The organism is Caulobacter sp. BE264, from assembly GCF_031457805.1.
Taxonomy (GTDB): domain Bacteria; phylum Pseudomonadota; class Alphaproteobacteria; order Caulobacterales; family Caulobacteraceae; genus Caulobacter.
Window position 1 is genome coordinate 464,415 of sequence record NZ_JAVDXI010000002.1, and the last position, 22,118, is coordinate 486,532.

Below are 22,118 nucleotides of genomic sequence, written 5' to 3' on the forward strand. Positions count from 1 at the left end.
CGGGAGGTGTATGGCCGCGCGATCGAACCGAAGTAACCCGCCGGGTCAGGAGAGGCAGACGCCGGCGGGCGGGGGGTATCAAAGACCTAGAAGCTCATCCGCAGGCCCAGAACATAGGTGCGGCCGGGCTTGTAGTAGGTGAAGGTCGCGTTGTCGTACTGGAAGTACGAGCGCAGCGACTCGTTGGTCAGGTTGGTGACGTTGAAGGTCACCTGCGGCGCATTGTTCAGGCCGAAGATTTTCCCGAGGTCATAGCTCGAGGAGAAGTCGGTCTGCTTGTAGTCGTCCGAGAACAGGGCGGCGGCCGCGATGCCGTTCTGGTTCAGGCCGCTGACCTGAGCGCCCTTCCGGAACACGTGGCTGAGACGCAGGCTGACGCCGTTGTGCTCGTAGTAGCCCGTCAGGTTGTAGGTGTACTTGGCGACGCCCAGCGCGGTGGCCGGACCATTGCTGGTCTGGTCGACGATGGTGGCGTTGGCGTTGACGCCCAGACCTTCGACGCCGAAGCGGCTGGTCAGGAAGTCGAGCGGCTGCACCCACTGGAACTCGAGGCCGTTGATCGTGAGCTTGTTGGGCACGTTGATCTGCGACTGGACCTGGACCTGAGCCTGGGTCGGACCACCGCGCGAGTTGATGGCCGTCTTCTGGGTGTCGTTCAGGGTGTCGTAGGTGATGCCGTACTGGGCCAGGAACGAGAACGGCTGTGTGGTCACCTGGTTTTGCGTGAAGCCGGTGATCGACTTGCGGAACGCGTTGACCGCGATCAGGCCTTCCTGACCGGTGTAGAACTCGAAGCCCAGGTCGATGTTCTTGGAGAAGTAGGGCTCCAGGGCCGAGTTGCCGATCGTGGCCTGGTCGGCCGACGGCGCGCCGAAGCTGACGCCCGGCAGCTGGGCGGCGGGATCCGGACGGGTCATCGTTTCCGACACCGCCACGCGGGCCACGGCGCGCTCGCTGACGTCATAGGCGATGCTCGCGGCCGGCAGCCACTTGGAATAGGTGTTCTCGGTGTAGACGAAGTTGGTGATGTTCGGATAGCGCGAGCCGTCCGGCAGCGTTCCCGTAGCCGGGGCGTTGCGCGGGTCGGCCACCGAGACGCGACCGCCGATCGTCTGCTTGGTGCGGACATAGCGGACGCCGAGGTTGAAGCGCAGGTCGCTCTCGAGCACCTGGGTCACGCCGTTCAGCTCGGTGAAGGCCGCGCTGTTCTTCTCGTTGATATAGCCGCCGCTGGCGCCGGTGTTGGAGCCGCCCGATTCCGGCGTGTTGTCGTGGAACTGGTCGTACTTGGAGGCCTGCTTGACCTTGTCCCAGTCGACCGTGACGAAGCCGGCCGGGCCGGGCTTCAGATAGCCGGCCAGGCCCGTGGTCGGGATCAGCGAGCCGCCATAGGTGACCGTTCCCGTCTGACCGGCGGTGTAGCCCGTGCCATAGCCCGGATAGGTCGGATAGCCGGCCGGGGCGGCGCCCGGCTGGTTCAGGCCCTGGCATGCCGGCTGACCGTTCGGCGAGGGCAGGAAGATGCTCGGGTTGTTGCCGCAGGTCGCGTTCTGCCAAGCCTGGCTGTTGTCATAGCCGCGGATGGTGCGCGAGATGTCGTCGTAGTTGGCGCCGGCCTTGAGGTTCAGGGCCTCGTCGCCCCAGGTGAGCGCGGCGCGGGCGCCCTTGGTCTCGTACCAGCGCTTCTCGTCCTGCATGTTTACGCGACCGCCGGTCCAGACGAAATTGGCCGGGTTGTTCAGGTCGACGCTGCTCTTGATGGTCGGGATGCCGGTCGGGTTGGCGACGTAGTCCACCGTGGTGCCGACGCCCAGGGCCGTGACCGGACCGAAGGTCGGGCTTTCACGATGGAACGTGCTCTTGGTGTAGTTGGCCTGGGCTTCGAACTTCAGCGTGTCGTTGATGCGCCATTCGCCGCCCGGATTGATCCCCCAAAGCTCGGTCTTTTCGAGATAGGGACGGAATTCCAGGAAGAAGTTCGAGTTGGCGTAGGTGCCGGACGTGACCGTGCAGCCCGTCGAGCAGTCGGCCTTGTCGTACTTGGTGTTCAGCGGGATGACCGCGCCGTTGCGGACGATCCACATGATGTCTTCGCGGACCAGGTCGGTCTTCTTATAGCCGTACATGCCGTCGACATAGAAGTTGACGTCGTCGCTCGGACGCCACTCCAGGCTGCCGACCAGATTGATGCGGTCGCGGTCGCCGTACGAGGCCGACGGACGGCCGATGCGCGGCAGCAGGCCGTTGTCGATCTGCTGGATCGAGGCGCCGGGGTTGTTGGCCAGCAGGAACGCGCGGTCGATGACCGTGCCGGCCACCAGGCCCGCGCCCGCGCCGACCGGAACTGTGCCCGGGATCGTCCAGTTGCCGCCGCCCGTGGGGTTACAGCCGCTGGTCGCGCCGCACTGGGCCGCCGACAGGTTCGGGTTGGTGTAGCCGATGGTCTCGTAGCCCCGGGTGTCGGTCTTCAGGCGCTGGCCCGAAACCCCGAACAGGACGCCGAAATTGTCCCAGGTCTTGCTGGCGATCAGCGAGCCCTTGGCGCCCACGCCCGCGCCATCGGACTTCACGCCCTGGACGTTCATCGTCAGGGACTGGCCAGGGCGGTCGAACGGACGCGCCGAGCGCATGTCGATGTTACCCGCCGCGCCGCCTTCCAGCAGGCTGGCCGAATAGCTCTTGTTGACCGTCAGCTTGGTGAAGAGGTCGGTCGGGAAGAACGACAGGTCGACCGAACGGTCAGTGCCCTGCGCGTCGGTCGCGCCCGACGAGGCCACGGCGATCGAGGCGCCGTTCAGCGTCACGTTGGTGAAGTTCGAGCCGAGGCCACGGATGGCGACGTTGGTGCCTTCGCCGGTGATGTCGCGGGTGATGGTGATGCCCGGAACGCGGTTGAACGACTCGGCGATGTTGGAGTCAGGGAACTTGCCGATGTCCTCGGCGAAGATCGCGTCGGCGAAGCCGGTGCTCTCGCGCTTGGCGACGGTCGATTGCGCCAGGCTCTTGCGATAACCCGTGACAACGATCGCCTCGACCGAGTCATCGGCGGCGGGCGCCGGCGCGGTCTGAGCGTGCGCCTCGACAGCGATCATACCCGACAACATCGTGGCGCCCAGCAGCGCGGCGCGGCGCAGACGCGCGCCCATAGCGAAATTTCGCATTGAGATCCCCTTCCTCCCGAAAGCCCGTTTGACGACAGGCAGCCTTGCTTCTTGGCGCCGCCCAATCTGGTAGCGCTACCAGACACTCTCGCGAAACTATGTGGTCGTCAATAGGTCAGACGACTGAGGTCAGACCTATTTGGAGGCGGAGACCGGCTCGCCAGTGACGAAGAGCGCGTTTGGACGCCGGAGATTTCTGGGGTGAAACAGGCGCAATTTCGCGCAACTCGCCCGCCCATTGGGCCAAAGAGACGGGTTAAGGCGGGTTAGGTACGCCGCGTATCGGGCCAATAGTCCTGACCACTTTACGTGAGCAACACCGACAGACGCAGGAACTGTCCAGACCAGTTCAGGCCGGCGGCGCGGCTACGCCACCCGCGCGGTAGGCGGAACGGCCGCGGGTCACCCGCCGTAGCGAGGCCGGATAACGATGCAGCTGGCTCTCAGGTCGGATGGGCCTGACCACCAGTCCGCCGCCGCAGTCGGGACACAGGCCCTCGAAGCGCTCGGCGCAGTCCATGCAGAAGGTGTGCTCGAAGGTGCAGATTCGGGCCGCGTCGCTGCCCGGCGGCAGGTCGCGGTCGCAGCATTCGCAATTGGGACGCAACTCGAGCATGGGCCACCCTCCCGTGATCGTCGCGCTTCGATGCCTCGCAAGCCTTGCACCATAAGGGGTTTGGACACCTGCAGGCGAGGGGCCGCGTTCGCCGATCACGGGAATGTGGCGGTGCGGCAAAAGCCCGTGATCAACAGGGGTTGACCCCCTCCCCCCCAGGCCCTAGACACCCCGCCGTTTGTCTGGCGGGCGGGGGTGCACCTCGGCCCGCTTTTTTGCAAAAATGAACCCCCAACCGCGTTCAGGAGCGCTGCATAGAATGTCCCAAGACCTTCTCCCCGGCGTGACTGGCGTTCTGGCCCTGGCCGACGGCACGATCCTGCAAGGCGTGGGCTGCGGCGCGGTCGGCGACGCGGTCGGCGAGGTGTGCTTCAACACCGCCATGACGGGCTATCAGGAGATCCTGACCGACCCCTCCTACATGGCCCAGATCGTGGCCTTCACCTCCCCGCACGTCGGCAATGTCGGTGTGAACGTGGAAGACGTCGAGCAGATCACCGGCGTGGCCGAGACGGCCGCCCGCGGCGCCCTGTTCCGCGACGTCCCCACCGCGCAGGCCAACTGGCGCGCCAATGGCGACTTCGACGCCTGGATGAAGGCGCGCGGCGTCATTGGCCTGGCCGGGATCGACACCCGCGCCCTGACCCGCAAGATCCGCGAAACCGGCATGCCGCACGGCGTCATCGCCCACGCGCCGGACGGCAAGTTCGACCTGGACGCCCTGGTCGCCAAGGCCAAGGCCTGGGCGGGCCTCGAAGGCCTGGATCTGGCCAAGGACGCCTCGACCACCCAGACCTTCACCTGGGACGAGGGCCTGTGGTCGTGGCCGGAAGGCTACGCCAAGCTGGACAAGCCCAAGTACGAGGTCGTGGTCATCGACTATGGCGTCAAGCGCAACATCCTGCGGGCTCTGGCCCATGTCGGCGCCCGCGCCACGGTGGTGCCGGCCTCGACCTCGGCCGAGGACATTCTGGCCCGCAATCCCGACGGCGTGATGCTGAGCAACGGCCCGGGCGACCCGGCGGCCACCGGCCAGTACTCGGTGCCCGAGATCCAGAAGCTGGTCGCCAGCGGCAAGCCGATCTTCGGCATCTGCCTGGGCCACCAGATGCTGGCCCTGGCCCTGGGCGCCAAGACCGTGAAGATGGAACAGGGCCATCACGGCGCCAACCATCCGGTGAAGGACCTGACCACCGGCAAGGTCGAGATCGTCTCGATGAACCACGGCTTCACCGTGGACTCCAGTTCCCTGCCCGCCCCCGTGCAGGAGACACACGTCTCGCTGTTCGACGGCACCAACGCCGGCATCGCCCTGAAGGACAAGCCCGTGTTCTCGGTCCAGCACCACCCCGAAGCGTCTCCGGGGCCGACGGACAGCCTGTATCTGTTCGAGCGCTTTGCCGGCCTGATGGATCAGGCGAAGGCTTAAGAGACACCTCAAGACAACAATTCCTCGTCATCCCGGCCGTAGCGTAGCGGAGAGCCGGGACCCAGGGGCCAGCGGCAGTGCGCTTGGCCCCTGGGTCCCGGGTCGGCTTCGCCGCCCGGGATGACGAGGAATTGTTGTCTAGAAAATCAACCTAAAGTTACACAAACGAATGGCTCACCAGTCATTCGTTTATGTCCTCGCCAGCGGACGGAACGGTACGCTCTACATCGGCGTGACAGCGGATCTGTCCCGCCGGGTCTGGCAGCATCGCGAAGGGCGACAGGGCTTCACCGCCAAGTACGGCGTGACCAAGCTGGTCTGGTACCGGGAGTTCGCGGAGATCGACCAGGCCATACTCTTCGAGAAGCGCATCAAGCGCTGGCGACGGGCCTGGAAGCTCGAACTGATCGAGCAAGAAAATCCTCAGTGGCGCGACCTCTACGAAACCTGGAACTGCTGACACTCGCGTTGTCATCAGGAAGGGTTTTGACCTCCCCTACGTCACCCGCGCCTATCCTTTGAAAAAGGGAGGACGCGGGGATGATCGACGACACCGATTTCACCGGCGAACGGGTGCTGGTGGTCGGCGGGTCCAGCGGGATCGGCAACGGGATCGCGCACGCGTTCAAGGCGCGGGGCGCGGCGGTCGCCGTCTGGGGCACGCGGGCCAGCTCGGCCGACTATGACTCCGCCGAGGGCTCGGATCTCTCCGGCCTGTCCTACGCCCAGGTCGACGTCGGCGATCCGGACGCCATCGACGCCGCTCCCGCCCCGTTCGAGACGCTGGACGTCCTGGTGCTGTGCCAAGGGACCGTCGTCTACAAGCGCGGCGAGTTCGAGCGAGCCGGCTGGGACCGGGTGATGGCGGTCAATCTCGACAGCCTGATGGCCTGCGCCCGCCGCTTCAAACCCGCCCTGACGCAGAGCCGGGGCAGCGTCATCATCGTCAGCTCGATCTCGGGCCTGAAGGCCAATATCGGCAATCCGGCCTATGCGGCCTCCAAGGCCGGGGCGATCAGCCTGACCAAGACCCTGGGCCAGGCCTGGGCGCCCGAGGGCGTGCGGGTCAACGGCCTGGCGCCGGGCCTCGTCGAGACCAAGCTGACCAAGGTCACCACACAGAGCCCCGAGCGCCTGGCCGGGGCCCTGGCCGCCATCCCGCAGCGCCGGATGGGCACGCCCGCCGACATGGCCGGGGCGGCGCTGTTCCTGGCCTCGCCGCTGGCGGCCTACGTCACCGGCCACACCCTGGTGGTCGACGGCGGCCTGTCGCTTTGAGGGGAGAGAGACGATGAAAGCCCTGCGCTACCACGGCGCCCGTGACGTCCGCTACGAGAGCATGGACGATCCGGCGCCCCAGTCGGACCGCGACGCGATCGTCAAGGTCACCGCCTGCTCGATCTGCGGCTCGGACCTGCACATCTATCACGGCCACGGCTTCTCGGAGGACCTAGGGTTCTGCGTCGGTCACGAGGCGGTCGGCGAGGTGGTCGAGGTCGGGCGCGGCGTCCAGCGGCTGAAGGTCGGCGACAAGGTCATGCTGCCGGCCGCGGTGGGCTGCGGGCGCTGTCGCTCGTGCCTGTCGGGCGTGATCCAGACCTGCGAGAACGGCCAGGGCGCCTGCTATGGCCTGTCGGCGCGGCTGCAGGGCTCGCAGGCCGAGGCGGTGCGCGTGCCGGCCGCCGACATGAACGCCGTGCCGGTGCCCGACGGCGTCTCGATGGACCAGGCGCTGATGATGACCGACGCCCTGGCCACGGCGTGGTTCGGGGCGCGCAACGCCGAGGTGCGGCCGGGCTCGAGCGTGGCGGTGATTGGCCTTGGCCCCATCGGCCTGATGGCGGTGGAGAGCGCTTACGTGATGGGCGCGCACGTCGTCTACACGATCGATCCCCTGCCCGCCCGCCGGGCGTTGGCGGAAGAGGCCGGCGCGATCGCCCTGCATCCCGACGAGGCGCTGGCGCGGGTGCGCGAGGACACCAAGGGCCGGGGCCTGGACTGCGTGATCGAGGCGGTCGGCGGCGAGGCCACGGTCGACGCGGCCCTGCGCCTGGTGCGGCCGCGCGGCGTGGTGTCGGTGATCGGCGTACAGCAGGCCAAGCGCTTTGCCTTCCCTCTGGAGCGCGCCTTCGGAGCGGGTCTGACGTTCCGGGTCGGCACCTGCTCGGTGCCCGAGGAGCTGCCGGCGCTGTTCCCCCTGGTGCGCTCGGGACGACTGCGGCCCGAGAAATACATCAGCCACCGGATGCCGCTCAGCGAGGGCGCGGAAGCCTACCGCCTGTTCGAGAGCCGCGAAGCCGGCGCGCTGAAGATGGTGCTGACGCCGGGGTGATCCCCTCTCCCCTTGCGGGAGAGGGTGGCCCAAAGGGCCGGGTGAGGGGTCGCGCCGCGCTCTCCGGACAGATCTTTCAACCCCTCATCCGTCGGCTTCGCCGACACCTTCTCCCGCAAGGGGAGAAGGGGGAACGGCGCAGGCTTCCAGGATCAGCCCCAGGACGCGGTCGGGGGTGTTGAGTTCGTCGTTCTTGAATCTGAGCACGCGGAAGCCCTGTGCCGACAACCAAGCGTCACGCTCGGCGTCACGCGCCGCATCGTGAAATGGCCCATCGGCCTCGATGATCAGCCGATGGCGCAGGCAGGCGAAGTCGACGACATAGCGGCCGATGGGCAGTTGGCGGCGGAACTTGAGGCCATCGAGGCGACGGTCTCGCAACAGCCGCCACAGCACCCGCTCCATCGCGGGCGCGTCGCGCCGCAGACGCCGCGCGAAGTCGAGCTGTCGAGATCGCCCCGCCACAAACGGAACAATACAGGAACATTCTCAACCTGAAAATTGGGGCCGCCTCCCGCAAGACTAGGGGGCAAAGCGGGAGGCGGCGACCGGACGCCCGCTGCAATGGGGGGCGCGTGCAGGCGTCCGGCGGGCGGAGCCCATCGCCCGGACACATGTCCGGAAGGGATGGACGGGCTCGAACCCGGTCTCGCTGGCGTCGAGGCTCAGACCTTCATATCGAGCAGAGCGCCGGTCATCTTGTCGGCCGTGCGGGCGACCGCCGCACTGGCCTTGAAGTCGGTGGACGCGCCGATCTGCTCGACCCGCTCCTTGACGTAGTCGACGTCGCCGGCCTGGGCGTTCTTCTCGGCCTGCTGATCGCCGGCGGCGACGCGCTGGGCGCTGGCGCTGAGCCGGTCGGCGGCGGCGAGCATCCCCGAGGCGGCGATGGATAGGGCCTGCATGGACAGTGTCCTCTCTGCTTACCCAAGGTTATCCGACGGGTTGGGTTAAGTCCTGGCGAGGAGAGATGGTAAAATTCATGGCTCGGTCATGTTTTTTGCCACGCGTTAACGCTCCGGGCCGTACGTGAGCCTGCCGGAGGGGTGGGATCTTCCCCCGCCCCGCCCTCTGGCGGCTGGCGCTTGCAGGGGCTTCAACTCCGAAGGAAGCCGCTGGCGACAACGTCGGTCTTCGCGCCAAAACCTGCCCAAGATTACAAAACGTTCAGACTCCCCTGTCTCGACAAGCTGTCACAGGGCCGACATGGTTCGCCGCCGTTCCGGACTTGGGGTTCCGCGACGCGGGGGAATGGGGCGAGTTCGCCGCCGGAACCAATCATAATTTTGGCTACACGCCCGAGGAGCGTCCTAAGTCATGTCGTTTATCCGTCGCGCCGCGCTCGCCAGCGCCGCCCTGCTCATGGTCGCGCAACCGGTCCTGGCGCAGACGCCGACCCAGCCCGCCGCCGTCCAGAAGGTGGCTCCGAAGGTCGCCCCGAAGGCGGCCCCGAAGGCGATCAAGAAGGCCGCGCCGGTTTCGGACTTCACGCCGTCGGCGGACATCATCAAGACGCACATGGCCTTCCTGGCCGACGACCTGCTGGAAGGCCGCGAAGCCGGCACGCGCGGCTATGACATCGCCGCCAACTACGTGGCCGCCCAGTACGCCCTGCTGGGCGTCAAGCCGGCCGCCGGCAATGGCGGCTACCTCCAGCGCGTCCCGCTGATCTCGTTCCGCCCGGCCAGCGACGGCGCCATGACGGTGACCGGCGCGGACGGCCAGGCCGTGGCCCTGACCTATGGCGAAGACTTCCTGCCGACGCCGCAGGCCCAGGCCGCCGACCTGACGGTGGAAGCGCCTGTAGTGTTCGTCGGCTATGGCGTGGTCGACGCCACCCGTAACCGCGACGACTATGCGGGCCTGGACGTGAAGGGAAAGATCGTCGTCATGCTGGGCGGCGCCCCGGCCTCGATCCAGACCGAAGAGCGCGCCCACCTCAGCAGCCCCAACACCAAGCGCGCCGAAGCCGAAAAGCGCGGCGCGATCGGCGTCATCACCCTGTCGACCCCGAGCGGCGAGAAGCGTCGCCCGTTCAAGGCGGGCGTGGCCGGCATGAAGAGCTGGCGCGTGGTATGGCGTAACGCCCAGGACGTCGGCGCCATCCGCGCGCCGGGCGCCCCGGCGCTGGCCTCGCTCAGCCAGGCCGGCGCGGCCAAGCTGTTCGCCGGCGCGGCGGGCTCGCTGGACGCCGCCATGGCCGAGGCCGAGAAGCCCGAAGGCGCGGTCAAGGGCTTCGCCCTGGCCACCAAGGTCAAGATCGAGCTGAAGACCGAAATCCAGAAGAGCGAAAGCAGCAACGTCGTCGGCGTGATCGAGGGTTCGGACCCGACTCTGAAGGCCCAGACGATCATCCTGTCGGCGCACCTGGACCACATCGGGATCCGGCCGAACGTCAAGCCGGGCGAGGACGCCATCAACAACGGCGCCCTGGATAACGCCTCGGGCATCGCCACCCTGCTGGAGGTCGCGCGCGGCTTCAAGAACAGCAAGGTGCGCCCCAAGCGCTCGATCGTGCTGCTGGCGGTGACCGCCGAGGAAAAGGGCCTGGTGGGCTCGGACTACTTCGCCAACAACCCGACGGTGAAGAAGGCCGACATCGCGGCCAATGTGAACCTCGACATGCCTGTGCTGCTGTATCCGTTCAGCGACGTGATCGCGTTCGGCTCGGACCGCTCGACCATCGGCGACGTCGTCAAGCGCGCCACGGGCCGTGTCGGCATCGGCCTGTCGGGCGATCCTCTGCCGGAAGAGGGCCTGTTCACCCGCTCGGACCACTACCGCTTCGTCGAGCAGGGCGTGCCGTCGGTGTTCCTGATGACCGGCTTCAAGAACGGCGGCGAGAAGGCCTTCACGACCTTCCTGAAGACCAACTATCACAACCCCGCCGACGACCTGAAGCAGCCGATCGACTATGACGCCGCCGCGCGCTTCGCGCTGGTGAACTACGAGATCGCCCGCGAACTGGCCAACACCCCGGCCCGTCCGACCTGGAAGAAGGGCGACTTCTTCGGCGCCGCCTTCGCCCCGGCCGGCCACCCGTCGGCGGCGAAGTAGGTCCCTTCCCGATCTCCTCGGCTTCGCCGGGAAAATCGGATGAGAGTGATTGACCCGGAGGGCGGCGGAAGAGATTCTGCCGCCCTCTCTTTTTCGTGATCCGGATATCCCACGCGTGACCGCCCGCACCGGCGCCTACCTGAAGATCGGCGTGATCGCGCCGGCCCTGATGGTGGCCGACGTGTGGCTGGCGCAGCAGCTGTTTCCCGGCTTCGACGCGGGCGCGCAGTTCATCAGCGAGCTCGGCGGCCCCGAGGCCCCGATGCCCGAGATCTTCAACTACGGCATGGTGATCGCCGGGATCGCGGGCCTGTTCGCCGGCGCTGGCTTCACCCATGCGCTGGAACACGCCGGCGGGCGCCGGGTCGTATCGGCCTTCGCCGGCCTGTTCGTGGCGCTGACGGGCCTGGGCGCGATCTTCGCCGGGATCTTCCATTGGCCCGATCCCATGCACCGCGCCTGCGGCGTGGGCTTGGGGATCCAGTTCGCGCCGCTGTTCGCCGCCTGGGCCCTGTGGGGCAAGCCCGACTACCGGCGTCTGGCGCACTTTTCCCTGGGCTGGTTCTTGGGCCTGCTGCTGGTCTTCGCCCTCTTGACCGGAGTCTGGAACGTCCGCACCGGCCACGACGTCGGCTACTGGCAGCGCGGCCACGCGTTCCTGGGCCTGCTGTGGCTGGGCATCGCCGCCTGGACCCTCGAGAAAGGCTGGCGCACGGCGGTCATGGACGAGATCGAGACCGCCTCGGCCTGAACCGCGCGCCGAGTCCACCTACGCAGCGCCGTCTGAAGATGACCGTCGCGCACGGTTGAATCTTGCCGAAACCGGAACCCAGCCCCATCGTCGGACCGCGCGCCATCCGACATGAAGGAACCTGCGATGATCGTGGTCCACCACCTCAACAACTCACGCAGCCAGCGGGTGCTGTGGCTGCTGGAGGAGTTGGGTCTGCCCTACGAGATCAAGCGCTACCAGCGCGACGCCAAGACCATGCTGGCGCCGCCGGAACTGCGGGCGATCCATCCGCTGGGCAAGTCGCCCGTCATTACCGATGGCGACACGGTGCTGGCCGAGACCGGCGCGATCGTCGAGTACCTCATCGCCATGTACGGCGGTGGCCGCCTGATGCCGACGCCCGGCACGCCCGAGCGCCTGCGCTACACCTACTGGCTGCACTACGCCGAGGGCTCGGCCATGCCGCCGCTCCTGATGAAGCTGGTGTTCACCGCCCTGCCCGACCGCGCGCCCGGTCTCATGAAGGGCGTGGTCAAGTCGATCGCCGGCCGTGCGTTGAAGGGCTTCGTCGACCCACAGGTGAAGGCCCACATCGACTACTGGGAGGCCGAACTGGCCAAGTCGACTTGGTTCGCCGGCGCGCAGCTGACCGGCGCCGACATCATGATGAGCTTCCCGCTGGAGGCCGCCGCCCAGCGCGCAGGCGCGGCTGATCGCCCACGGATCAAGGCGTTCCTCGACCGCATCCACGCCCGTCCGGCCTATCAGCGGGCTCTGGAGCGCGGCGGCCCCTACGACTACGCCTGACGCCTGCTGCCGCAAACCGTCACGCGCGCCGGTTAGCTTGGACGAACACAGCGGAGCAACCCCATGAAGATCGTCACCAGCCTCAGCTTCCAGGGCCAATGTCGCGAAGCCTTCGAGTTCTACGCCAAGGTCCTGGGCGGCCAGATCACGGCCGCCTATCCTTTCGGCGAAGGCCCTCCCGACGGCCCGCCGATGGACCCCAAGTACAAGGACTGGCTGATGCACGCCTGGCTGGACGTGGGCGACCAGTCGATCATGGGCGCCGACATGCCGCCCGAGTTCGCCCCCAACATCGACAAGCCCAAGAACGGCTTCGACGTCACCTTCCACACCGATGATCCGGCCGAAGCCCGCCGCGTGTTCGACGCTCTGTCGGAAGGCGGCCAGATCGGCATGCCGTTCGCCGCGACCTTCTGGTCGCCGGGCTATGGCAGCTTCACAGACAAGTTCGGGATTCCGTGGATGATCAATACGACCTCCAAGCAAGGCTGACCGCGCGCTTGGTCTGGGCGAGAGGAGTCCACTCGCCCAGACCAACAGCAATTTCATAAGGTTAGAGCGCTTCCATCCTTGCGATGGCGCGCGTCCAGAGCGGTCGCCCCTTGCGATGCGACACTGATTTGCATCCTCCTCACATTCACGTAACCTCGTTCTGCGTAGCGACGCGAGGGCGGGCATGGATCTGGAGAGGGCGCTCAGTTTCGCTGAAAAGTATGCGCGGGAATACCTGCTGTATCTGCTCGACTTCTTCCGCCGGAAACGCAGCGAGCCCAGCACCAACGTCGAGAACCCCGAGGGCAAGATCGTCATCTACGCGCTGATCAGCGCCTCGATCGGCCTGTTCCTCAGCTACAAGTTTGTCGCTGAGACGGACCTGACCGCGCAGACCTTTGCGATCGAGCTCTTCGTGAAGTTCGCCTACTGGCTGGCGATCGCTCTGTTTCTGCATCTGCTGCTGGTGGTGATGCGGTCCGGCGTCGACTTTATGACGCCGCTGCTGGTCACTCTCACCGTCATGCCGGTGGCCTACGCCCTGGGCGGCTACGCGGCCTATGTCATGAACAAGCTGTCGTGGTTCTGGGTCGATCTGGACAACAACACCCGGGCCCATCTGGGCTACGCCTATTTCGGCGCGGTGACGGTCCAGCTGGCCGTCGCCATCATCTACTTCCCGCGGATGCTCAGCCGAGACGGCGCCTTGGCGCGCTGGCGCGTGGCGGTGGCGTCGGCGGGCGTGTCGCTCTTCATCATCCTGGTGCAACTCGTCGCCTTGATCGGCCGGATCGAAGGGAAAGCGGTATGAGACTGGTGCTGGTTCCGCTCGTCGCGACCGTTCTGGCCCTCGGCGCGCCCTCGACCGCCCGCGCCGAAACCGGCCTTCAGAAACTGGGTTCCTGCCTGGTCCGGCCGATCGAGTGCGCTAAGGCGATCGTTCAGGCGGTCGTGAGCGGCCCGACGACTCCTCCGCCTCCGCCTCCGCCTCCGCCTCCGCCGCCACCTCCACCTCCACCTCCACCTCCACCTCCACCTCCACCGCCTCCTCCTCCCCCGCCGCCGCCGCCGCCGCCAGTCACGTCGCGAGAATTCATCGTCTATTTCGAGTTCGACTCGGCCGTTTTGAGCGCGACCGGACGGGAGGTGTTAAGCGCCGCAGCCGCCTACGCCGCGCAAGGCGGTGCGACCCGGGTTCTGGTCGTCGGCCATGCCGACACCGCCGGCGATGACGCCTACAACCTCGGGCTTTCGGAGCGACGGGCCAAGGCGACCGCGGACGCGCTGGTGGCGCAAGGGGTCTCCGTTTCGACGATCATCGTCGACTGGAAGGGCGAAAGCCAACCTGCGGTCTCCACCGGTGACCAGGTCCCCGAACCCCAGAACCGTCGCGCAGAGATCGTGGTAGGCGCCTGACGCGCACGCCCAACCTTGACCTCGATCAAGACCCCGCCGGCCGCTGCGACCAAGCGCCGCCATTGACGGAAATTAACCGTCTAAAAAGGCCTAATGGCGCAACTTATCCACAAGGATCGCGCGGATAATCCGCTTGTCCTTTGGAGATCGCGCCCTGTGAGCATTCAAGCCCCGACGACCCGCCGCCTTAAAGCGGTCGTCGGGCCGCTGGCGTTCTCAACCCTAGGCATAATCCTGAGCCTTTTCGCGGCTGTCGCCGTCGACGCCCAGCCGCGCACGCCCGGCCGCGTCGTGGCGGTGTTTCCCCCCTGGTGGAACGCCGCGCGCGTGGTCGGCGCGGCTGGCGCGGCGGGCGACATCGCCGGCGCCGGCGGCGCCGCCTTCATCGTCATTCTGCGCGGCGACCCCGCCACGCTGAACCAGCGCGCCCGGACCGCCGGCGCGTGGCTATTGCTTGATCCCGCCCTCGCCGGCGCCTGCGCGCGTCCGGCTTCGGAGCCTACCACGTCATGAACATCACCTTCTCCAGCCTCGACGCCCAACGCCAGGTCGGCGGGAAGCTGATCATCGCCCTCGCCTGGTTGATGGTCCCGATCGTGTTGGGCGCGCGCCTGGCCGTACAGGAGCCGATCCTGGGCGTGGCGCTGGCCGCAGTTGTGGTCGCGACGGGCGCGACGCTGGCCTGGAAGTTCGGCGGCCAAGGATCAGGCGGACGCGCCATGGTCGGCGTCGCGCTGATGGCGCAGGTGTCGCTGCTGGTGGCGGCTCTTGGGGGTCACGCCTGGCAGCCCGACATGCACATGGCCTATTTCGCCGCCTTGGCCGTGCTTGTCGTTTACTGCGACTGGGTGGTCATCGCCGCCGCCGCCGCGACCGTCGCGGTGCACCATCTGGGCCTGTCCTACCTGGCGCCCAGCCTGGTGTTCCCGGGTTCGGCCAATCTGGGCCGGGTGATCGTCCACGCGGTGATCCTGATCGTCGAGGCCAGCGCCCTGATCGCCATCACCGCCAGCGTCAACAACATGTTCGCCATCGCCTCCTCTGAACGGGCCAAGGCCGAGGACGCCGTCGGCGAAGCACGCGCCGCCAATGACGCCGCGGAGACCGCGCATCGCCAGCAGGAGGAAACCCGCGCCCGCGCCGCCGCCGCCAGCGAGCGCGAGGCGGCCCAGCGCGACGACGCAGTCGCCGCTCTTGGCCAAGGTCTGTCGCACCTGGCGCGCGGCGACCTGACCCTGCGGCTCACCGACCGCTTCGCCGAGGCTTATGAGCCGCTGCGCAGCGACTTCAACACCGCCGCCAGCCGCCTTGCCGACGCCCTTTCGGTGATCGAGCAGCGGGTCAGCGGCGTGCGCGCCAACGCCGATCAGATCGCCGACGCTACAGTCAACCTCTCTCGCCGCACCGAGCGGCAGGCCGCCAGCCTGGAAGAGACCGCCGCAGCGATGGACGAGATCACCGCCACGGTGGGCCAGACGGCGACCGGCGCCAACAAGGCCGCCGAGGTGGTCAGTCGCGCCCGCGAAGACGCTCGGCGCTCGGGCGAGGTGGTCGAGCAGGCTGTCTCGGCCATGACCGTCATCGAGGAGTCCTCGCAGTCGATCAGCCAGATCATCAGCGTGATCGACGAGATCGCCTTCCAGACCAACCTGCTGGCCCTGAACGCCGGCGTTGAGGCGGCCCGGGCTGGCGAGGCCGGACGCGGCTTCGCCGTCGTCGCTCAGGAAGTCCGCGCCCTGGCCCAGCGTTCGGCCGAAGCCGCCAAGGAAATCCGCACCCTGATCTCCAACTCGACCCAGCAGGTCGAAACGGGCGTCAGTCTGGTGGCCCGCACGGGCGAGGCGCTCCAGAGAATCGTCGCCCAGATCGCCGAGATCGACGGCCTGGTCCGCACCATCGCCGCCTCGGCCCAGGAGCAGGCCAGCGGCCTGGCCCAGATCAACGGCGCGGTGAACCAGATGGACCAGGTGCTGCAGGAGAACGCCGGCATGGTCGAAGAGACCTCGGCCGCCACCCAAACCCTGAACACCGACGCCGCCCAGCTGGCCGAGCTGGTGCGCCAGTTCGACCTGCCCCGAGGTCATCTCGAGCACTCCCAGCGGCGAGTCGCCTAGACTGCGGCGCGGCGCCCGTTCGCGCCGCGCCGGTGCGTGCTCAAGCTTGCCCCCCTTGCGTTAGCGGAACCGGGCGCCTATCCTCCCAGCCCCCGGTTGTGCGCGCCCGCGACTGGAAGACTTTCCTCCCAAGGCGTCCGAGCTAAAATCCGCAATGGAAAAAGTGCCGATGACCGTCGCGGGGTATCAGACCCTCGACGAAGAACTGAAGCGTTTGAAGACCGTCGAACGACCGGCGGTGATCGCCGCGATCGCCGAGGCGCGCTCGCATGGCGACCTGTCGGAAAACGCCGAGTACCATGCCGCCAAGGAGCGTCAGGGCTGGATCGAAGGCCAGATCGCCGAGATCGAGGACAAGATCGCCCGCGCCCAGGTCATCGACGTGTCCAAGCTCTCGGGCAAGCAGGTGAAGTTCGGCGCCACCGTGTCGGTGGTCGACGAGGACACCGAAGAAGAGGCGCGCTACCAGATCGTGGGCGACCACGAGGCCGACGTGAAGTCGGGCCGTATCTCGCTGTCCTCGCCGCTGTCGCGCGCGATGATCGGCAAGGAAGTCGGCGAGGTGGTCGAGGTCAACACGCCCGGCGGCGTGAAGGCCTATGAGATCCTCAAGGTGGAGTGGCTGTAAGGCGGCCCTCCGCCTCAGCAACGCCACAAGTCGGGTTCAATGGAGCGAGGCCGCTAGCTTAGCGGCCTTGTTTCGTTTGCCGCCTGCGTGCTTGGCGCTTTCGGGATCAATGACTTGACCAAGGCTAGACCGTCTCCGTCGAAGACCTCGCCCCTTAAGGTTTGGGCGGTCTCGGACGGTCGCGCCGGTATCGAGGCCCAGGTTGTGGGCCTGTCCGAAGCGCTGTCGCGCCTGGTCCCCTGCGAGGTTACGATCAAGCGGGTCGGCTGGCGTGGAAACACCGGCCGACTGCCCTGGTGGCTGAACCTCCTGCCCAGGCGCTGGCTGACGCCGGAGAGCGGTCTGCCTGACAGTCGCAATCCCGACGACTGGCCCGACCTTTGGATCGCCGCGGGCCGCGCCACGCTACCCCTGTCGATCCGCGCCAAGCGCTGGTCGGGCGGCAAGACCTTCGTCGTCCAGATCCAGGACCCGCGCGTGCCGCCGCACATGTTCGACCTGGTGATTCCGCCCAAGCACGACCGGATGTCGGGCGACAACATCTTCCCGATCACCGGCTCGCCGCACCGGGTGACGCCGCAGCGACTGGCGGCCGAGTACGAGGCCTTCAAGGCCTTGATCGATCCCCTGCCCCGGCCGCGCGTGGCGGTGCTGGTCGGCGGTAAGTCCAAGGCTTTTGACCTCTCCAGCGAACGGGCGGCCCAGATCGCCCACTCGATCCAGATCCCGCTGGAGCAGGACGGGGGCAGCCTCTTGATGACCTTCTCGCGCCGCACGCCCGAGACGGCCCGCGCCCTGATGACCGCCCGCCTGCGCCACCTGCCGGGCGTGGTTTGGAACGGCGAGGGCCCCAACCCCTACTTCGCCTTCCTGGCGGCCGCCGACTACGTTCTCGTCACCGAGGACTCGACCAACATGGCCACCGAGGCGGCCTCGACCGGCAAGCCGGTGTTCGTGCTGAAGATGGACGGCTCCAGCCTGAAGTTCCGCATGTTCCACGAGGAGTTGGAACGCCAGGGCGCGGCCCGCCCCTACGGCGGCGCCTTCCACGGCTGGACCTACGAACCGGTCAACGAAACCGACCGCGCCGCCCGCGAGGTGCTGGCCAGGATCGGGGTGGAGATTCCGCAGGCGGCGGAGCCTGAACCGGCGGTGGAGGCGAAGGCCAAACCCAAGGCCAAACCCAAGCCCAAGGCCCGCCCCGGGGCCGAAGCCAAGACCCCCGATGCGCCCGCACCGCCGAAGACGCGCAAGCCCCGGGCGGCTAAACCGAAAGCCTGATTCTTGGAAGGTCGTGGGGGCGCCCTCGCCCTTCGACAAGCTCAGGGTGAGGACGACTGTCGGCCTCGGCTCACTCAAAATCCTCATCCTGAGCTTATCGAAGGACGAGGATTCCCATGACGCATCACGCTTGATTTCAACGCCCTAAAGCAAAGGAAGAGCCGCACTGGGGTGAGGAAAACGCCTACCCCACCTCGCCCGCACGCGCCTCCAACGCCGCGCTGAGCGTGGCGAACAGGCCCTGGATGCTGACCGGCTTGGCCAGGTGCAGGTCGGCGCCCGCCTCGAGACAGGCCTGGACCTGATGGGGCATGGCGTTGGCCGTCAGCGAGATGATCGGGATGCGCCGGCCCTGGGCCTCGCGTTCGCGCCTGCGGATCTCGGCGATGGCGGCCAGGCCGTCCATGACCGGCATCTGGGTGTCCATCAGCACCACGTCGAAGGCGTCCTTCTCATAGGCTTCGATAGCCGCGCGGCCATCAACGGCCACGACCACGTCGGCGGCCTCGGCCAGCATCAGCGTGATCACCTTCTGATTGGTGGGGTGATCCTCGGCCAGCAACACCCGCAGGCGACGATCCAAGGTCTGATCGCCGCGCGGATCGACGGGTTGCGGCTGGGCCCCGCGGCCATCCGCGGCGAAGCGGGCCTCAAAAAGGAAGGTGGCGCCCGCCCCCGTCTGGGCCGAACAGGAGACATCGCCGTCCATGAGGCGCGCCAAACGCCGCGCGATCGGCAGCCCCAGCCCGGTGCCGCCGACCTTGCGAGTCACCGAACCGTCGGCCTGCTGGAAGCGCTCAAACAGACGATCGGCCGCCGCGTCGTCAAAGCCCTCGCCGGTATCCTGGACGCTGACGGTCAGGGCGATCCGCCCGTCATCTGCGACCCGCGTCCGCGCCTCGATCAATACCGATCCCGACGCGGTGAACTTGACGGCGTTGCTCGTCAGATTGGCCACGATCTGGCGGATGCGAAGGGCGTCGCCCAGGACATGGTCGTGGAAATCGTCGGCGAAGGTCAGCCGGAAGGCCAGGCCCTTGCTCTCGGCGACAGCCTTGAAGACGGCGACTGCGGCGGTGATCGCCTCGCGCAGCTCCAGCGGGTCGCGCGAAAGCTCCTGCCCCCCGGCCTCGATCTTGGATAAATCGAGAATGTCGCTGAGCAGCAGGCTCAGCGCCCGGCCGGAGTTGAGGATCACCTCCATCATCTCGCGTTGGGCGTCGTCCAGGGCGGTGCGGCTGAGCACCTCGGCCATGCCGATCACCCCGTTCAGCGGCGTGCGGATCTCGTGGCTCATATTGGCGAGGAATTCGCTTTTGGCGACGCTGGCCGCCTCGGCCTTTTCCACGGCCTCGGCCAGAGCTGCGGCGCTGGCCTTGCGCTCGGTGATGTCCTCGCAGATCACCAGCAGGTGGCGGCGACCGTCCTCGCCCGGGATGGCGATCTTGCGGGTGTGCAGCCACCGGCGGCCATTGTGCGGCGTGTCCAGCGGCTCTTCGTCGATCGTAAAGAGCTGGCCGCTGTCGATCACCTGACGGTCGGCGGCGGCGAAGGCGTCGGCCTGTTCCTTGGGAAAGAAGTCGTAGTCGCTGTTCCCCAGAAGCTCGGCGCGCGGCACGCCCAGTTGGGCTTCGGCGGCCCGGTTGACCAGCAGGAACTTGCCCGTCTCGCCCTCCTTGACGAACAGCATGGCCGGCGTGTTTTCGACGACGGTGTCCAGAAAGGCGCCGGCCGCGAGGGCCTGGGCTTCCCGCCGCCGCAGCTCGGTGATGTTGAAGCAGGTGGTGATCAGGCCATCGGCGGGCGTGCGCCGGCTCTCGAACCGCAGATGCTCTCCGAACTCCTCGCGGATCTCCTCGATGTGGTCCAGCTTGCGCCGCGCGAGCTGATGGGCCAGCCAAGCCGCCGGGTCGTCGTCGGCCTCGGGATAGCGCCCCGCCGCCAGACCCGCGCGCAGCAGGCTCTCGAAGCCGCCCCCCACCGTCAGGGTGACGCCCCACTTGGCCCAGATCTCGCCATAGCGCGCGTTCCAGAACACGCAGCGATCTTGGGTGTCAAACAGCGCGAACCCCTCGGGCGCCGCCTCAAGCGCCTGTTGCAGAACGGCGTCGACGGCAAGTGTGTCCACGGGACTGGCGGCGTTCATGAAGGCTCACAGCGTGTGTGCGGTCCAGACAACAAGCCCACAAAGGCCCTTAACGAGGTTGAACACAGTGCATGGAAGTCGGCGATGCGTCGATTTGTCCGGCGCGCCCGCCGAGAGGCGCGTGACGCCCCGGCCCGACGACTCACCCTTGCCACCACGCCCGAACCTGCGTGAAATCGGCGAATGATCCTCGCCATTCTCCAGGCCCGCATGAGCTCCACCCGCTTGCCGGGCAAGGTGCTGATGCCGATCCAGCGTCAGCCGATGATCGTGCGGCAGATCGAGCGGGTCTCGCGGGCCCAGCGGATCGACAAGCTGGTGGTGGCCACCTCCGACCGACCCGAGGACGACGCTATCGAGGCGGCGATGCGGCGAGAAGGGATCGCGGTGTTTCGCGGCTCGCTGGACAACGTCCAGCAGCGCTTCATCGGGGCGCTGGACGCCCATCCGGCCGACCACGTGGTGCGCCTGACCGCGGACTGTCCGCTGGCGGATCCGACCCTGATCGACGCCACAATCAACCTGTGTCTGTCCAAGGGCGCGGACTATGTCAGCAACACGCCCGAGGGCCACGCCCACCCCAAGGGCACCGACGTCGAGGTAATGACCGCCGCCGCCCTGCGCCGCGCGGCCGCCGACGCGACCACGAAGGAGGCCTTCGAGCACGTCACCTGGGACCTGTGGAACCAGCCGCAGCGCTGGAACTGCGCCTGGCTGCCGTGCTTCCCCGACCAGGGCGCGGTGCGCTGGACCGTCGACCGGCCCGACGACTACGCCTTTGTCGCGGCGGTCTATGACGCGCTTTATCCGACGAACCGCGCGTTCACCTCCGACGACATCCGCGCCTTCGTCGCCGGGCGGCCGGACCTCTTGGACTACGGCGGCGACCGGCGGGCATGACGCGCCGCATCGTCTTCGTCTGCGCGGCCGGTCCCAGCATCGGCGGGGGCCACGTGATGCGGTCTCTGACCCTGGCGCGAGCGCTCGCGGCGCGCGGGGCGGCCTGCGCTTTCCTGAGCACGCCCGAGGTCGCAGGCGTGCTGGACGCCTTCGGCCCCGACATGGCCCGCACGGAGACGACCGAGCCCTTCGACGCCGTGGTCTTCGACAGCTACGCCCTGGCCGCCGACGACCACCGCGCGATCGCCAAGGGTCGCCCGACCCTGGTCATCGACGATCTCGCCGACCGGCCGCTGGCCGCCGACCTGGTGCTGGACGCCGGACCTGCGCGGCGGCCTGAAGACTATGCGGGCCTCGTCCCCGCCCACGCCCGGCTGCTGCTGGGCCCCAACCATGCGCCGGTGCGTCCGGCCTTCGTGGCCTTGCGCGAGGCCGCCCTCGCCCGTCGGGCCGCGCGCGGACCCGTGCGGCGGATCCTGGTGTCGCTGGGCATGACCGATGTCGGCGGGATCACCGGCCGGGTGGTCGCGCTGCTCGCGCCGATCCTGGGCGACGTCACGCTGGATCTCGTCGTCGGCGCCGCCGCGCCCAGCCTGCCGACCCTGCGCGCCCTGGCCGACGAGGACCCGCGCCTTGTGCTGCACGTCGACGCCCAGGACATGCCGCGCCTCGTGCTGGAAGCGGAACTGGCTATCGGGGCCGGCGGCTCCACCACATGGGAGCGCTGCGTCCTGGCCCTGCCGGCCCTGACCCTGATCCTCGCCGACAACCAGATCGCCGCCGCCCGCGCGCTGGAGGCGGCCGGCGTGACGCCGTGCGTCGATGTGAACGCGGCGGACTTCGAGACGGCGTTCGTCGCCCAGGCGCAGAGCCTGATCGCCGACGGAGATCGCCGCGCGACGCTCTCGACCGCCAGCGCCACGGTCTGCGACGGACGCGGGGCCGAGCGGGTGGCGGAGGCGTTTTGGGGGCTGATGTAAGCGCCCCCTGCGACATCCCGCCTCGC

The 22,118-nt window shown here is 67.8% G+C and carries 20 protein-coding genes and 3 pseudogenes; 17 read left to right on the forward strand and 6 right to left on the reverse strand.

Annotated elements, in window-relative coordinates:
• Positions 1-86: 86 nt before the first annotated feature.
• Both J2X45_RS07450 and J2X45_RS07455 read right to left on the reverse strand, forming a co-directional pair.
• Positions 87-3,161 (reverse strand): TonB-dependent receptor, encoded by a 3,075-nt coding sequence (locus J2X45_RS07450; protein ID WP_310213229.1) that lies wholly within the window; start codon positions 3,159-3,161, stop codon positions 87-89.
• A gap of 349 nt (positions 3,162-3,510) precedes the next feature.
• Complete coding sequence (locus tag J2X45_RS07455; protein ID WP_310213231.1) at positions 3,511-3,777, reverse strand: DUF1272 domain-containing protein; 267 nt, start codon at positions 3,775-3,777, stop codon at positions 3,511-3,513.
• A gap of 259 nt (positions 3,778-4,036) precedes the next feature.
• On the opposite strand from J2X45_RS07455, the gene carA reads away from it, so the two are divergent.
• Positions 4,037-5,206, forward strand: coding sequence for a glutamine-hydrolyzing carbamoyl-phosphate synthase small subunit (gene carA, locus J2X45_RS07460; protein WP_310213233.1), 1,170 nt, complete (start codon positions 4,037-4,039; stop codon positions 5,204-5,206).
• A 22-nt stretch (positions 5,207-5,228) separates the two neighbouring features.
• Here the strand turns inward: carA and J2X45_RS20320 are convergent.
• A pseudogene (locus tag J2X45_RS20320) lies at positions 5,229-5,328 on the reverse strand (hypothetical protein); the annotation flags it as partial.
• A 47-nt stretch (positions 5,329-5,375) separates the two neighbouring features.
• Between J2X45_RS20320 and J2X45_RS07465 the strand changes: the two are divergent.
• From J2X45_RS07465 to J2X45_RS07475, 3 genes are all read left to right on the forward strand, one after another.
• Positions 5,376-5,666, forward strand: coding sequence for a GIY-YIG nuclease family protein (locus J2X45_RS07465; RefSeq protein ID WP_310213235.1), 291 nt, complete (start codon positions 5,376-5,378; stop codon positions 5,664-5,666).
• An 80-nt stretch (positions 5,667-5,746) separates the two neighbouring features.
• Positions 5,747-6,484: an SDR family oxidoreductase gene (locus J2X45_RS07470; protein WP_310213237.1), complete on the forward strand. Its 738-nt coding sequence runs from the start codon at positions 5,747-5,749 to the stop codon at positions 6,482-6,484.
• A gap of 13 nt (positions 6,485-6,497) precedes the next feature.
• Complete coding sequence (locus tag J2X45_RS07475) at positions 6,498-7,538, forward strand: alcohol dehydrogenase family protein (RefSeq protein WP_310213239.1); 1,041 nt, start codon at positions 6,498-6,500, stop codon at positions 7,536-7,538.
• Between the two features lie 84 nt (positions 7,539-7,622).
• Here J2X45_RS07475 and J2X45_RS07480 read toward each other — a convergent pair.
• Positions 7,623-8,154: pseudogene (locus tag J2X45_RS07480) on the reverse strand (DUF559 domain-containing protein).
• A gap of 49 nt (positions 8,155-8,203) precedes the next feature.
• Positions 8,204-8,449, reverse strand: a complete 246-nt coding sequence (locus tag J2X45_RS07485; RefSeq protein WP_310213609.1) for a flagellar hook protein FlgE — start codon at positions 8,447-8,449, stop codon at positions 8,204-8,206.
• Positions 8,450-8,855: 406 nt separating this feature from the next.
• Between J2X45_RS07485 and J2X45_RS07490 the strand changes: the two genes are divergently transcribed.
• From J2X45_RS07490 to J2X45_RS07540, 11 genes and pseudogenes are all read left to right on the forward strand, one after another.
• A complete protein-coding gene (locus J2X45_RS07490; protein ID WP_310213241.1) occupies positions 8,856-10,595 on the forward strand; it encodes a M20/M25/M40 family metallo-hydrolase in 1,740 nt (579 codons plus the stop codon).
• A gap of 49 nt (positions 10,596-10,644) precedes the next feature.
• Complete coding sequence (locus J2X45_RS07495) at positions 10,645-11,346, forward strand: DUF998 domain-containing protein (RefSeq protein ID WP_310213243.1); 702 nt, start codon at positions 10,645-10,647, stop codon at positions 11,344-11,346.
• A gap of 126 nt (positions 11,347-11,472) precedes the next feature.
• On the forward strand, positions 11,473-12,135 hold the full coding sequence (locus J2X45_RS07500) for a glutathione S-transferase (RefSeq protein WP_310213245.1): 663 nt from the start codon (positions 11,473-11,475) through the stop codon (positions 12,133-12,135).
• Between the two features lie 63 nt (positions 12,136-12,198).
• Positions 12,199-12,627 (forward strand): VOC family protein, encoded by a 429-nt coding sequence (locus J2X45_RS07505; RefSeq protein ID WP_310213248.1) that lies wholly within the window; start codon positions 12,199-12,201, stop codon positions 12,625-12,627.
• Between the two features lie 184 nt (positions 12,628-12,811).
• On the forward strand, positions 12,812-13,438 hold the full coding sequence (locus J2X45_RS07510) for a hypothetical protein (protein ID WP_310213251.1): 627 nt from the start codon (positions 12,812-12,814) through the stop codon (positions 13,436-13,438).
• Positions 13,435-14,043 (forward strand): OmpA family protein, encoded by a 609-nt coding sequence (locus J2X45_RS07515; protein ID WP_310213253.1) that lies wholly within the window; start codon positions 13,435-13,437, stop codon positions 14,041-14,043. The genes J2X45_RS07510 and J2X45_RS07515 overlap by 4 nt, the downstream gene beginning before the upstream one ends.
• Positions 14,044-14,199: 156 nt before the next feature.
• Positions 14,200-14,556, forward strand: coding sequence for a hypothetical protein (locus J2X45_RS07520; RefSeq protein ID WP_310213256.1), 357 nt, complete (start codon positions 14,200-14,202; stop codon positions 14,554-14,556).
• Complete coding sequence (locus tag J2X45_RS07525; RefSeq protein ID WP_310213259.1) at positions 14,553-16,157, forward strand: methyl-accepting chemotaxis protein; 1,605 nt, start codon at positions 14,553-14,555, stop codon at positions 16,155-16,157. The genes J2X45_RS07520 and J2X45_RS07525 overlap by 4 nt, the downstream gene beginning before the upstream one ends.
• A 154-nt stretch (positions 16,158-16,311) precedes the next feature.
• A complete protein-coding gene (greA, locus tag J2X45_RS07530; RefSeq protein ID WP_062095643.1) occupies positions 16,312-16,785 on the forward strand; it encodes a transcription elongation factor GreA in 474 nt (157 codons plus the stop codon).
• 114 nt (positions 16,786-16,899) lie between these two features.
• Positions 16,900-18,066, forward strand: coding sequence for a mitochondrial fission ELM1 family protein (locus J2X45_RS07535; protein WP_310213263.1), 1,167 nt, complete (start codon positions 16,900-16,902; stop codon positions 18,064-18,066).
• 3 nt (positions 18,067-18,069) lie between these two features.
• Positions 18,070-18,183, forward strand: a pseudogene (locus J2X45_RS07540) (hypothetical protein); the annotation flags it as partial.
• Positions 18,184-18,250: 67 nt separating this feature from the next.
• On the opposite strand, the gene J2X45_RS07545 reads toward J2X45_RS07540, so the two are convergent.
• A complete protein-coding gene (locus J2X45_RS07545) occupies positions 18,251-20,212 on the reverse strand; it encodes an ATP-binding protein (protein ID WP_310213267.1) in 1,962 nt (653 codons plus the stop codon).
• A 183-nt stretch (positions 20,213-20,395) separates the two neighbouring features.
• Between J2X45_RS07545 and J2X45_RS07550 the strand changes: the two genes are divergently transcribed.
• Together J2X45_RS07550 and pseG are read left to right on the forward strand one after the other, a co-directional pair.
• A complete protein-coding gene (locus tag J2X45_RS07550) occupies positions 20,396-21,112 on the forward strand; it encodes a cytidylyltransferase domain-containing protein (RefSeq protein ID WP_310213270.1) in 717 nt (238 codons plus the stop codon).
• On the forward strand, positions 21,109-22,092 hold the full coding sequence (gene pseG / locus J2X45_RS07555) for a UDP-2,4-diacetamido-2,4,6-trideoxy-beta-L-altropyranose hydrolase (protein WP_310213272.1): 984 nt from the start codon (positions 21,109-21,111) through the stop codon (positions 22,090-22,092). Before J2X45_RS07550 ends, pseG begins: the two co-directional genes overlap by 4 nt.
• Positions 22,093-22,118: the final 26 nt, after the last annotated feature.

Coding starts and splice junctions, on each gene's coding strand:
- J2X45_RS07450 (WP_310213229.1), bottom strand. CDS start 3,161: ATGCGAAATTTCGCTATGGGCGCGCGTCTGCGCCGCGCCGCGCTGCTG.
- J2X45_RS07455 (WP_310213231.1), bottom strand. CDS start 3,777: ATGCTCGAGTTGCGTCCCAATTGCGAATGCTGCGACCGCGACCTGCCG.
- carA (WP_310213233.1), top strand. CDS start 4,037: ATGTCCCAAGACCTTCTCCCCGGCGTGACTGGCGTTCTGGCCCTGGCC.
- J2X45_RS07465 (WP_310213235.1), top strand. CDS start 5,376: ATGGCTCACCAGTCATTCGTTTATGTCCTCGCCAGCGGACGGAACGGT.
- J2X45_RS07470 (WP_310213237.1), top strand. CDS start 5,747: ATGATCGACGACACCGATTTCACCGGCGAACGGGTGCTGGTGGTCGGC.
- J2X45_RS07475 (WP_310213239.1), top strand. CDS start 6,498: ATGAAAGCCCTGCGCTACCACGGCGCCCGTGACGTCCGCTACGAGAGC.
- J2X45_RS07490 (WP_310213241.1), top strand. CDS start 8,856: ATGTCGTTTATCCGTCGCGCCGCGCTCGCCAGCGCCGCCCTGCTCATG.
- J2X45_RS07500 (WP_310213245.1), top strand. CDS start 11,473: ATGATCGTGGTCCACCACCTCAACAACTCACGCAGCCAGCGGGTGCTG.
- J2X45_RS07505 (WP_310213248.1), top strand. CDS start 12,199: ATGAAGATCGTCACCAGCCTCAGCTTCCAGGGCCAATGTCGCGAAGCC.
- J2X45_RS07510 (WP_310213251.1), top strand. CDS start 12,812: ATGGATCTGGAGAGGGCGCTCAGTTTCGCTGAAAAGTATGCGCGGGAA.
- J2X45_RS07515 (WP_310213253.1), top strand. CDS start 13,435: ATGAGACTGGTGCTGGTTCCGCTCGTCGCGACCGTTCTGGCCCTCGGC.
- J2X45_RS07525 (WP_310213259.1), top strand. CDS start 14,553: ATGAACATCACCTTCTCCAGCCTCGACGCCCAACGCCAGGTCGGCGGG.
- greA (WP_062095643.1), top strand. CDS start 16,312: ATGGAAAAAGTGCCGATGACCGTCGCGGGGTATCAGACCCTCGACGAA.
- J2X45_RS07545 (WP_310213267.1), bottom strand. CDS start 20,212: ATGAACGCCGCCAGTCCCGTGGACACACTTGCCGTCGACGCCGTTCTG.
- J2X45_RS07550 (WP_310213270.1), top strand. CDS start 20,396: ATGATCCTCGCCATTCTCCAGGCCCGCATGAGCTCCACCCGCTTGCCG.
- pseG (WP_310213272.1), top strand. CDS start 21,109: ATGACGCGCCGCATCGTCTTCGTCTGCGCGGCCGGTCCCAGCATCGGC.